The organism is Stieleria marina, from assembly GCA_007741555.1.
Lineage (GTDB): Bacteria > Planctomycetota > Planctomycetia > Pirellulales > Pirellulaceae > K23-9.
Genome location: CP036526.1, coordinates 5,494,366 through 5,505,330 on the forward strand (window position 1 = coordinate 5,494,366; position 10,965 = coordinate 5,505,330).

Sequence of the window (10,965 nt, forward strand, 5' to 3'; positions counted from 1 at the left end):
CTGAAGCCAGCGGTTGCTTTCAAAGCGAGCATTCATTCGATCCGACCTCCCTGAGAACCGCCATAAATGCAGGCTTCACGGGAGATAAGATTGTTTTCTGGCTGATGACTCTGTTGGCAAGCAAAGCCCCAGAATCACGCGCAGACTCCGTGTTCCCTACAGTTTACAATCCGAGAATGAAATCCCCATCCGGAACAATCTTTGTCGCAGGCCATCGTGGAATGGTCGGCTCCGCCGTACTTCGCCGACTCGAAGGCGAGGAAGTCGATGTATTGACAGCATCACGAGACAAGCTTGATTTAGCCGTTCCCGCCCAGGTGCAAAATTTCTTTGAAAACAATTCGATTGATAGCGTGGTTTTTGCTGCCGCCAAAGTGGGTGGCATCGGAGCCAACAATAACTATCCGGTTGAATTTTTGTCAGACAATGTCTTGATGGCAGTCAACGCTATCAAAGCTGCTTACGCCAACGGAGTGAAGCGTTTTCTCTTCTTGGGTAGCACGTGCATTTACCCACGTGACTGCCAGCAACCGATTCGTGAAGAGTCATTGCTCACCGGTGCGTTAGAAAAAACGAACGAAGCCTATGCGTTGGCAAAAATCGCTGGCCTGAAACTATGCGAGTACTATCGCCGTCAGTACGGCGCCATGTTCCACAGTGCAATGCCGACAAACCTGTATGGCCCAGGCGACAATTATCATCCTGAAAACAGCCACGTGCTGCCCGCGCTGATCGCTCGTTTTCATGAAGCGAAAACCACCGACGCCGAACAAGTGCAGATTTGGGGAACCGGATCTCCACGCCGCGAATTCTTGCACGTCGACGATTTGGCGGACGCTTTGGTTCACTTGATCGGAATTGACGATCCGCCGGATTGGGTCAATGTTGGCACCGGCGTCGACCTCTCCATTTTGGAACTGGCCCAGTTGGTTGCCAAGACGGTTGGGTATCAAGGCAACATCGTGACCGCCCCCGATCGTCCGGACGGGACTCCCGTCAAGTGTTGTGATGTTTCGCGTATTCACAATTTGGGCTGGAAACACGCGATCGATTTATCCGACGGCTTAGCCAACACTTACGAATCGTTTCTTCGCGAAACGGATGCCCAGCTTTTGCGTTCCGTCTGATAGCGACGAGACCAAGAAACGCACGCGATCGCTTTCCAATAACTTACTTCGACCCAACTAATCAACCTTTCTGAAATTCACGATGTCCAAATCAGCACTCATCACCGGAATCACCGGTCAAGACGGAAGCTACCTCGCCGAACTTCTCTTGGACAAAGGTTACGACGTTCACGGGCTGGTACGACGCAGCAGCACATTTGCTACGGAGCGAATCGAGCACATCTACAAAGACCTTCACGAAGAAACGAAGCTGCGATTGCACTACGGTGACTTAACCGACGGGCAAGCTTTGACGAACTTGGTTTTGGATATTCAGCCCGACGAGATCTACAACCTGGGAGCTCAGAGTCATGTGCGAGTTTCTTACGACCAGCCGGTCTACACGTTGCAAACGGTTGGCGTTGGTGCTCTGAATGTTTTAGAAGCGGCTCGGTTGCTCAATAAATCTCATTCCGTCCGCGTTTACCAAGCCAGCAGCAGTGAAATGTTTGGCGACGTGCTGGAAACGCCGCAAAAAGAAACCACGCCATTCAATCCGCAATCGCCGTACGCTTGCGCAAAGGTGTATGCGTATCATCAAACGGTCAACTATCGTCGTGGGTACGACATGTTCGCCAGCAACGGCATTCTGTTCAATCACGAATCCGAACGACGTGGTGAGACGTTTGTGACTCGCAAAATCACTCGCGCGGCCGGTCGCATCAAAATGGGCCTCCAAGACAAACTCTACTTGGGCAACCTCGACGCCAAACGTGACTGGGGTTATGCCAAAGATTATGTCGAAGGAATGTGGCGAATCTTGCAGCATGATGAAGCCGACGATTTTGTTCTGGCGACAGGCCGCACGGAATCAGTTCGCGATTTCTGCAAATTGACGTTCGAGCAGTTGGACCTCGACTACGAAGAGTACGTCGAAATCGATCCGCGCTACTTCCGTCCCGCCGAAGTCGACTTGCTACTGGGGGATGCATCCAAAGCAAAAGAAAAGCTTGGCTGGGAGGCAACGACCGATTTGGAAGAACTGGCCCGGATTATGGTCCAGCATGACCTGGAACTGGCTCAGCGAGAGGCGCATGCCAAGAGCTTTGTGCCCAACTGATCGCGTCCAGAGGCCGACGAAACCTTGGCTAGAAGCCGCTGTTTGGTCTTGCCCCGCCTCGACGATTCGCAGCAACTGAGCGACAATTGCTCGCTTTGTCGCCAGTTGTCACCGCAGTCGAGGACCGCAGCACGATTGCGGAACCCCATGGGTAAGAAAAAGCCAGCATCTTTCGAGTACGTTGAACCCATCGGTGATCGCGTTCTCGTGCGCAAAGACGAACCCAAGCGGGAAACCCGTGGCGGCATTGCGCTTCCGGACGCCGCAGAGATTCCGACAATCACCGGCCGTATCGTGACCATCAGTGCGGTCGTCGAAAACGACGAAGAGCTTCCGCTTCGGCAATACGACAAAATTCTCTTCCACCCAAAGAACGCTGTTCCAGTCGACTTGGAACACGACAATCAACTGTTCGTCGTTCCGGTCGATGACGTAGTAGCCGTTTTTCGTCGTGACAAACCCGATCAGGAATAGTCGCGATCGGGAAAACACGCTCTCGCGATACATTTAGAGCTTTTGGCTTCGCCGGAAGATTTTTTGGACAAACCAGAAACGGTTACCATAGGTACACCTGTTTAAAAGATCCCCTATCTGAGACACTCCCAGTGGTGGGGATCGACGGGCGATGTACTGTGACTAGACGGCGATTCTTCTCGCATCCTGGCGTGTTAGCCCCCACATCGGCTCGATGGGCCTGATGCAGCACCTTGATGCTGCCTCTAGCAACTCTAAGTACAAAGCACTGAGTACAAGGCTTCGTTAAATGCGAAAATGGTCCGCGCTTCCATCGTTTTTCACTCGAAGCCGCACTCAAGTAGCCAAACGACCTGGTCGCAAGCGATCCCGCGCCAAGCAGATCAGCAGCATGGCAAAACGCAGCCTTCTGCATGAGTCCTTGGAAACTCGCCACTTGCTGGCCGGCGAAGGCGTCGGAATCGATATTGCTCGTGATTTCAATTCCACGGGACTAGTCGGCTCACTCTCTTCGACAATCAGCTGGGGCGATGGAACGCAGTCCGCTGGCACCGTCACGGGCGTGACCGACAACAATGGACCACTGAGCATCAAATTCGAGTACATGGGAACGTTCTTCAACGATCCTGCTCGCAAGACTCTGCTGGAGAACGCCGCTGCCTCGGTCGTCGAACGTTTTAGCGACGACCTAGATGCCATCACGCCCAATTCATACCTCAAGTGGAAAGCCAGAACTTTCAATCCACTGACAGGAGCGGAGCTGCTGGTGGACGACTTAGCCGTTGCCGCCAACCAACTGGTCATCTACGTCGGAGCACGGCAACTAGGAGGCAATAGAATTGGCGAGGCCGGTCCAGGTGCCGCAGTCACAAACTTCCCCGCGCCTGCCAACGCGACGCAACAAAACGAGCAAGCCGAATTCATCGAAACAATCGTCGCGCGTGGCGAGGAAGGCGCGGAGCTCAAAACGGCTTCGGGTGCCAATCGTACCCAAGCGACTGACATTGGAACTTGGGGAGGCTTCATCTCTTTCGACATCGATACCAACTGGCACTTCGGTGCTTCGACCGATGGCCTGGATGATGACGAGGTCGATTTTTCGACAACCGTCGTCCACGAAATGATGCACGTGATGGGATTCGGCAACGCGCAGCAATATCCTGGCATCACTTCTTCGTACCAAACAGCGACCAGCGGAAATTCGTTTATCGGCGTACAGGCCAAAGCTGAAAATGGTGGCGTCAATGTTCCGCTGAATGGGTTTGACCATTTTGCCGATTCGGTCATCAGCAACAATCAACAGTCGGTCGTCAGCGAGCGAGTTGACTCGGGGACCCGCAAAGTGCTGACGCCTCTGGATATAGCCGCTCTGGATGACATCGGCTGGACACCTCGCGCATCAACATTTGCAAACGTTACCGCTAGCCATATCTACGCCGACAATCCCAGCGATGGCACCACGTACCCCGTCGAAATCGTTTTGCGCGGAAGCCAATTCGGCGAACTCACGAGCACATTGACCAACACAGTCACCAACACGCCGCCGTCGTTGTCGTTGCCCCCCAATCAATCGGTCGAAATCGATCGCGGTTTCACCATCACCAACCTGGGCGAAATTTTGGATCCGGGTTTTACGAGCGCTGCGGCTGGATCGACCGAAACATTTACGTACTCGATTAATTGGGGTGACGGAGACACTGATTCGGGTGACGCGACCATTGACCGAGTCGGAAATGGAACCTTATCCACGCTGGCATCCTTCGATGGATCACACACGTACGACGCTATCGGCACCTACACCGTCAGCGTGACCGCGACCGACGATGACAACGGTTCCGACACGGAAACGTTTTCGATCACCGTAACGGCCAAGCCCGCCCTGAGTCTGCAGCTTTCAAAGACCATCTTCACGGAAGACGAGGGACAAGACGCCGCTATTTTGACCGTCAGTCGGAGTGGCCCGGCAAGCAATTTGGCACAGACCGTGACCTTGACGTCAAGCGATACGAGTGAAGTGATTGTCCCAGCGACGGTCACAATTCCAGCGAATGCCAGCAGCATAACGACGCCCATCCGAATAGCGGACGACACGCTGCTGGACGGAACTCAAACTGCGACGATTAGCGCCGCGGGAGCAGGAATGGATTCGGGCGACATTAACCTGGAAGTTCAAGACGCAGAGTTTTTGACAGCCATATTCGCGGGTGGCAACATTACAGAAGCCGACACGACGTCCGTCGTGCTGCGCATCACTCGCAGCAACACGGACGCGGACGACGCGCTGTTGGTTAACATTACCGGAGGTGATTCGCAACAGCTGACAGTGGAAAGCCAGTTCACGATTCCTGCGGGCGATCGTACTGGCTCGGTTGTGCTAACACCGGTTCAAGACGATCAGGCTGAGCTGACAAAGACATTGGACTTTGTGATCTCGGCCACGAGCTATGCATCCGCAAACGCATCGGTCGACATTCTGGATGATGAACCGCCATTGTTCCAAAATCCCGAAAACCGATTTGATGCCAACGGGCAAGACGGACTCACTCCCGCTGACATCTTGGCGGTCATCAATCAGCTGGCCGAAGAAGGCAGCGGAGTTCTTTTGGATCCCGAAGTACGCCCCTTGGACGGAGTCTTCTATGATGTCGACGGGAACTACGTACTGACGCCCAACGACATTTTGGAAGTCATCAATGAGCTCGCAGAACAAGCAGCTCCCAGCAGCGATGTCGGTGGCGAACGAATCCTGGATGAAAACGTAGACGATCCTGCTGAGCGACTATCCTTGATCGATGGCAAGGGCTCCACCGACGTCGATGATGACGACGAAACCCGTTTGCGAAGCCTGCTCGATACAGAAAGCTTCGTTCTTTAGATCTTCAGGCGAGTCTCGGGATTTTCCAAACTTCTCAATCGCACGTTTCGGTATCGGCATTTCGCTGACCATCGTTGCCTGGACTGGAATTTCCAGGCCGGCTGGCTTGCTGCCTCTGGTTGCATCGCTCAAGAACATCACGCCGCGTCCTGGCCGATGATGTCCCCCAGGTCGCGATTTCATCAAGCGAACGGTGGCAGCCAACGCAAATGCCGCTCAAATCGACGACGCAGTGCTTGATGCACGGCGATGCCACGTCGTCGTCATCGAGAGGTTCCAGGGGCGAATTCAAATCAGGCATCCGTCTGTTCAGCTAAAGGCAAATATACGCAGGCCAGTCTCGTTCGACGTCCTTTCGTTATGATAGGTTCATCGACAACTCCCTCCCTGCAATCGACTACCAATCTCATGCTGCTTTCTATCACGGATCACCGACCGACTGTCCTCCGCGTCATCTCACTTGCTCTGCTGGCAACAGTCCTCCTGGTGGCTGGCCCGCAGTACAGCCGGGCAGCTGATGCCTGGCCCATTTTCCGCGGTCCGGGCGGAAACGGCGTCGCTCCCCTTGCGGCTCAAACGCCGATTGATTGGTCGCCCACGACCAACATCAAATTCCGCACCCCGATTCCTGGGCAAGGCTGGTCATCACCAGTCGTAGCGGGCGACCGAATTTTCGTCTCTGCAGCGATCCCGCGAGGCGACGAACCCGTTTCAAAGAAAACCGACTTTGACCTATCGCTCATCATCCTAGACAAACAGTCTGGACAGATTCAAAAAAACACTGCCCTGCTTTTGCATAAAGGCTCCGGAAGCCCCAGGATCCACAAGAAGAATTCGCATGCTAGCCCAACGCCGATCGTTTCCGACGAACGAATCTATGTTCACTTTGGACATCAAGGCACTGTCTGTGTTGATTTAGATGGCAAAGTTATTTGGAAGAACCGCGACCTGTCTTTCATCCCCGTCCATGGCAATGGCGGCACTCCCGTCTTAGTTGCCGGCAAACTAATTTTCACATGCGACGGCAAGAACGACCCCAAAATTGTGGCGTTGGATTCGACAACCGGCAAAGTTGCTTGGGAAGTAGAACGTCCCGTTGATGCCCCCAAAAAGTTTTCGTTTTGCACGCCAACGGTTATCGATGTCAACGGACATTCCCAAGTCATCGCGCCGGGCAGCAACTGCGTTCTGGCCATCAACCCTGCTGACGGAAACGTCATCTGGAACATGTCCTACACCGGGTACTCGGTCATTCCCAAGCCCGTCTTTCACAACGGACTGGTCTACTTATCAACCAGCTACGATTCTCCCAGCCTGCTGGCGATCGATCCAACTGGCCACGGTGATGTAACAGACACCCATCTAAAATGGTCCGTCGAAAAGAATGCACCACATACCCCGTCGCTGATTGCCGACAAAGGTTTGATCTACAGCATCAGCGACGGCGGCATCGCGTTGTGCGTCGACGCGGAAACGGGAGACGTTGTCTACAAGAAACGTGTCGGCGGAGGATTCTCTTCGTCGCCGGTTTTGGTGGACGACAAAATCTACTACACCGACGAAGCCGGCGTGACGACGGTGATCGCAACCGGCAAAGAGTACAAAGTGCTCGCCGAAAACGATCTTGGCGAACGGACACTGGCATCCATGGCAGTCGATGGCAACGCGTTGATCATGCGAACTGCTGAAGCGATCTATCGCATCGAAAAATAGATTAAATATCAACGGCCGAGTGTTCATTTCGCGATTCGCAAACCTGAAGAACAACTGTGAAAATCTGGATTGATGCCGACGCGGCCCCCACCGATGTAAAAGAGGTCGTCTTTCGCGCCTCGGTACGTCTGGAGATACCCGTTGTGCTGGTTGCCAATCGACCGATCGCTTCCCCGGCCAATGCTGCTCTGGTGAAATGTGTCGTTGTACGCGACGGTGCGAACGTGGCTGACACGTACATCGTCAATCACTCGCAACCGGGCGATCTGGCGATTACCGCGGACATTCCCTTGGCTTCCGATTTAGTCGCAAAATCCATCGCAGTGATCGATCCGCGGGGCGAAGAATACACGGCACACAACATTAGCTCTCGACTGGCAATGCGTGACTTCATGGATGAACTCCGTGGGTTCAGCGAATCGGCCCAGGGCGGAACCGCGCCTTACAATAAAAAAGACAAACGAGCGTTTGCGTCGGTTTTTGACCGCACGCTTTCCAAACTGCTTAAAGCAGAATTAAAGAACAAATCATGACACGACTATTTGCTGGCACTCAGTTCGACATCCCTCCTTCATGCGATCGTTGCGACCAACTTATCGACGACTGCAAGTGTCCTCCCGAATCGATCCCTATCGAGCGACAATCGCCCAGTTCGCAAACCGCAAAAGTGCGGTTGGACAAACGCAAGCACCAACGTTTGATCACGGTGGTCAGCGGACTGTCTGAACCGGCAACTGATCTTGCTGACCTTTTGTCTCAATTAAAGTCCGCTTGCGGTGCTGGCGGCACAATCCGAGACGACGACTTAGAAATCCAGGGCGACCACTTGGACAGGGTTAAAACCACGATGACGAAGCTTGGCTATTGCGTCTAATAGCGAGTTGCCGTCGATGCAACTACTGCTGTGCCGTGACGCAAGTCGTGATCAAACACCGTCGGCAAAGGAAAAAACACCGACTGAACAAACCAGCCGTGTTTCGACCTGCCTCGATTCGACTAGATTTATCGCCCTGACCTCGCGTTCCTTTGGCCTAGAAGGTCGCTGAGCGGTAACATCCAATGCCGCGGGTAAGGTGCTTCTGACCATTAAACGGAGAAAAAGCCTCGGTGAACGCTGATCGCAAACGTTCTGATGACATTTTTCAGTGGGTCGCAGGTCGATCCGCAAAACCAATGTTCTACGTTTCGCTCACGTATCTCATCAGCCTTGCTTGTCTCGTCGTGCTGTGGGTCGACATGCCCAGTTTGCAAGAAAAAGTGACGGCCGCCGTCGCTAGAAACGAACTGTCTGGCCCCGGTTCCATCAGCCGCTTCGCGATGCTGGAGTCAATCATTTTGTGGGTCATGGCTGGCGGCTGGATCATTGTCACCGCAGAATCGATCATGCACTGGCTCAGTCGGCCTTGGGACGCAGAACACCGCAAGTATCATTTTTTTGCAGTCGCGTTTTGCATCTGCCCGGCTCTACGGATGTGCGCCAGAAGTCCCGAGATGGGACATCGACTTTGGCTGCCGGGACTGGGTTGGCGACGGGCCGACAAACGGCTGCGACGTCGACTGGAACGACAGTTCAGTGTTCCGATGATTATCATCGCGCTGATGATCATGCCGATTCTGATCGTCGAATTTTTCATGAAAGCACAAGTCGCCAACCATACTTGGCTGCGTGCCTGTCTTCACATCGGGACCGGCATCATTTGGTTTGCCTTCGCGATCGAATTCATTTTGATGGTGTCGGTCGCCGATCGAAAATTGGCGTACTGCAAAAAACACTGGATCGATCTGGCAATCATCCTCCTACCGCTCTTCTCGTTTCTTCGCTCGCTGCGTGCATTGCGGGCAACCCGGCTCGCCAAATTGATGCGGATTCCTCAAGTAGGAAAAGTCGCGCGAGTCTATCGACTCCGAGGAACTGCGATCAAAGCAGCCGAGGCCCTGATCCTGTTGGGTGCGTTTCACCGATGGACGCGACGCGATCCCGAAAAGGCGATCGCCAATCTTCAACGCAAATTGGTCGACGTCGAATCGGAAGCCAAGCGTCTGCGTCGTCAAATTGCAAAGCTCAAGAAAATGGAGCCCAAGCCGTCGGTTCCTAAGCAGATCGCCGATCCAAACGGAACTTAACGCCGCAAACCTCATGCACGGCACCGCTTATTCGTCGTCGTTGCCGTCTGGTTGCGTGGAGGCAAACCCGATCTGCGGCAGAGTAATGTGCCTACCAATCTCGCTGATCAACGTGGCATACGAGATCGGTTTTTGAACAAACCCGTCAACACCCATGCTGAACAAACGCTGTTCCTGACGCCCACCGCCAAGACATGACAGCACAACAATCGGGATATCGACCGTGTTCTTGTTGCGTTTCAACGTCGTAACAAGGTCTTCGCCACTCCCATTTGGCATCAACCAATCCGTTAAGATTAAATCGGGTTTGTTAGTCAGTGCGTTCCAGATCCCTTGTTGCCCGCTGAATGCACAAGTCAAATCGATCTCAAGGTTGCTCAGCGCCATTTCCAACGCCTGCGCGATATCGGGATCGTCATCAATGCACAAAAGCTGTGGTTTACGCGTCTCGGCCGACTCGTTCGTCTTGGTTTGCGAGTGGTCGAGCGGACTCAGTGTTTTGGTAATCACCATCGGAAGTTCTCTTCGGTGGACGCGTCAGCCAAAAGGCAAAACGCAATGGTCGTATTGGAAAGCATCCATCATGTCGTAAAACCCTCCGCGAACGGAACGATCTGTCGATGAAGCGATGAAAGTTAATCATCTCTACGGCGCATTCGGCTGTCGCGATACCATAATGCGTCCGACTTAAAGGAATCTTTACTTCGCGATCTCCACTCCGACGCCCCAGTAAATGCATTACGCTTGCAGGACTGCATGAACAACCACACGACGGCCAAACCCGACATTTCTCCGGACGTGTTGGTCTACATCATCGAAGACGATGATGATTTTCGCGAAGCACTACGCCTGGTTGTGACAGGTGCCGGCTATGCCGTTGCGGATTTTGGTAACGCAGTCGAATTCAAGCAACGGTACGATCCAGGTCAAGCAGGATGCCTGATTCTGGACTTCCAAACGCCAGGCTTCGACGCGATCGGCTTGTACGAATCGATCATCAGTCGTGGCGGTGCCCAACCCTTTATCGTTATCTCTGCGCACGGGACCGTCCCCAACGTCGCCGAGTCGATGCGAATGGGCGCAGTTGATTTCCTGCAAAAACCGATCGATCATGCCCTACTGATCCAACGCGTTGCCGAGAGCATCGAACTGGATCGCACGCGCCGCGCTAATCGTGTCGAAAAAGCAGAATTGCTGCAGTGTTTGGATGCGCTGACCAAGCGCGAGCGAGAAGTGCTGGATCAAGTCGTGCTCGGTTTAGCCAGTAAACAAATCGCCCGAAAGATGGACATTGGCACAAGCACCGTCGATGTGCACCGAAGTAATTTGATGAAAAAAATGGGCATCGAATCGATCATCCAGCTGGTACAACTGCTCACGACCCACGCACTGATGCCAAGCAAGAACGACGAAACCAGCTAATTCGCCATGAATCCGTTGCCCTGTTTGTGAGCAGCAAAACTGCCATGCTTCAGTTGACTTGTTTTCGCCAGAAGTCCGCTTTCCCTCAACCGCCGGCCGCGTCGTGTTTTGTGGTTTAAGCTTGTCTAGTC

General features: G+C 53.6%; 11 protein-coding genes. 9 read left to right on the forward strand and 2 right to left on the reverse strand.

Annotated elements, in window-relative coordinates; all coding sequences use genetic code 11:
• Nucleotides 1–176: 176 nt before the first annotated feature.
• From K239x_RS19490 to K239x_RS19505, 4 genes are all read left to right on the forward strand, one after another.
• On the forward strand, nt 177–1,127 hold the full coding sequence (locus K239x_RS19490; RefSeq protein WP_145419853.1) for a GDP-L-fucose synthase family protein: 951 nt from the start codon (nt 177–179) through the stop codon (nt 1,125–1,127).
• An 82-nt stretch (nt 1,128–1,209) separates the two neighbouring features.
• The gene (gene gmd, locus K239x_RS19495) at nt 1,210–2,226 is read left to right on the forward strand and encodes a GDP-mannose 4,6-dehydratase (protein ID WP_145419854.1); all 1,017 of its coding nucleotides are present in this window, start codon (nt 1,210–1,212) and stop codon (nt 2,224–2,226) included.
• Nucleotides 2,227–2,373: 147 nt separating this feature from the next.
• Entirely contained in the window at nt 2,374–2,700 is a 327-nt protein-coding gene (locus K239x_RS19500) for a co-chaperone GroES (protein WP_145419855.1), read from the forward strand.
• A 391-nt stretch (nt 2,701–3,091) separates the two neighbouring features.
• Nucleotides 3,092–5,575 (forward strand): PKD domain-containing protein, encoded by a 2,484-nt coding sequence (locus K239x_RS19505; protein ID WP_145419856.1) that lies wholly within the window; start codon nt 3,092–3,094, stop codon nt 5,573–5,575.
• Nucleotides 5,576–5,609: 34 nt separating this feature from the next.
• Here the strand turns inward: K239x_RS19505 and K239x_RS19510 are convergent, their stop codons facing one another.
• On the reverse strand, nt 5,610–5,876 hold the full coding sequence (locus K239x_RS19510; RefSeq protein WP_145419857.1) for a DUF1289 domain-containing protein: 267 nt from the start codon (nt 5,874–5,876) through the stop codon (nt 5,610–5,612).
• A 107-nt stretch (nt 5,877–5,983) separates the two neighbouring features.
• Here K239x_RS19510 and K239x_RS19515 point away from each other — a divergent pair, with 107 nt between their 5' ends.
• The 4 genes from K239x_RS19515 to K239x_RS19530 all read left to right on the forward strand — a co-directional run bounded on the left by K239x_RS19515 (nt 5,984) and on the right by K239x_RS19530 (nt 9,412).
• Entirely contained in the window at nt 5,984–7,288 is a 1,305-nt protein-coding gene (locus K239x_RS19515; protein ID WP_145419858.1) for a PQQ-like beta-propeller repeat protein, read from the forward strand.
• 56 nt (nt 7,289–7,344) lie between these two features.
• Nucleotides 7,345–7,821 (forward strand): YaiI/YqxD family protein, encoded by a 477-nt coding sequence (locus K239x_RS19520; protein ID WP_145419859.1) that lies wholly within the window; start codon nt 7,345–7,347, stop codon nt 7,819–7,821.
• Entirely contained in the window at nt 7,818–8,162 is a 345-nt protein-coding gene (locus K239x_RS19525) for a translation initiation factor (protein WP_145419860.1), read from the forward strand. The genes K239x_RS19520 and K239x_RS19525 overlap by 4 nt, the downstream gene beginning before the upstream one ends.
• Nucleotides 8,163–8,395: 233 nt before the next feature.
• Nucleotides 8,396–9,412 (forward strand): ion transporter, encoded by a 1,017-nt coding sequence (locus tag K239x_RS19530; protein ID WP_145419861.1) that lies wholly within the window; start codon nt 8,396–8,398, stop codon nt 9,410–9,412.
• Nucleotides 9,413–9,439: 27 nt separating this feature from the next.
• Here the strand turns inward: K239x_RS19530 and K239x_RS19535 are convergent, their stop codons facing one another.
• A complete protein-coding gene (locus K239x_RS19535) occupies nt 9,440–9,925 on the reverse strand; it encodes a response regulator (protein WP_145419862.1) in 486 nt (161 codons plus the stop codon).
• A gap of 243 nt (nt 9,926–10,168) precedes the next feature.
• On the opposite strand from K239x_RS19535, the gene K239x_RS19540 reads away from it, so the two are divergent.
• On the forward strand, nt 10,169–10,834 hold the full coding sequence (locus tag K239x_RS19540) for a response regulator transcription factor (protein WP_145419863.1): 666 nt from the start codon (nt 10,169–10,171) through the stop codon (nt 10,832–10,834).
• Nucleotides 10,835–10,965: the final 131 nt, after the last annotated feature.

What these genes read in the sequence shown, in the direction of transcription:
- K239x_RS19490 (WP_145419853.1), top strand. Translation starts at nt 177, where the DNA reads ATGAAATCCCCATCCGGAACAATCTTTGTCGCAGGCCATCGTGGAATG.
- gmd (WP_145419854.1), top strand. Translation starts at nt 1,210, where the DNA reads ATGTCCAAATCAGCACTCATCACCGGAATCACCGGTCAAGACGGAAGC.
- K239x_RS19500 (WP_145419855.1), top strand. Translation starts at nt 2,374, where the DNA reads ATGGGTAAGAAAAAGCCAGCATCTTTCGAGTACGTTGAACCCATCGGT.
- K239x_RS19505 (WP_145419856.1), top strand. Translation starts at nt 3,092, where the DNA reads ATGGCAAAACGCAGCCTTCTGCATGAGTCCTTGGAAACTCGCCACTTG.
- K239x_RS19510 (WP_145419857.1), bottom strand. Translation starts at nt 5,876, where the DNA reads ATGCCTGATTTGAATTCGCCCCTGGAACCTCTCGATGACGACGACGTG.
- K239x_RS19515 (WP_145419858.1), top strand. Translation starts at nt 5,984, where the DNA reads ATGCTGCTTTCTATCACGGATCACCGACCGACTGTCCTCCGCGTCATC.
- K239x_RS19525 (WP_145419860.1), top strand. Translation starts at nt 7,818, where the DNA reads ATGACACGACTATTTGCTGGCACTCAGTTCGACATCCCTCCTTCATGC.
- K239x_RS19535 (WP_145419862.1), bottom strand. Translation starts at nt 9,925, where the DNA reads ATGGTGATTACCAAAACACTGAGTCCGCTCGACCACTCGCAAACCAAG.
- K239x_RS19540 (WP_145419863.1), top strand. Translation starts at nt 10,169, where the DNA reads ATGAACAACCACACGACGGCCAAACCCGACATTTCTCCGGACGTGTTG.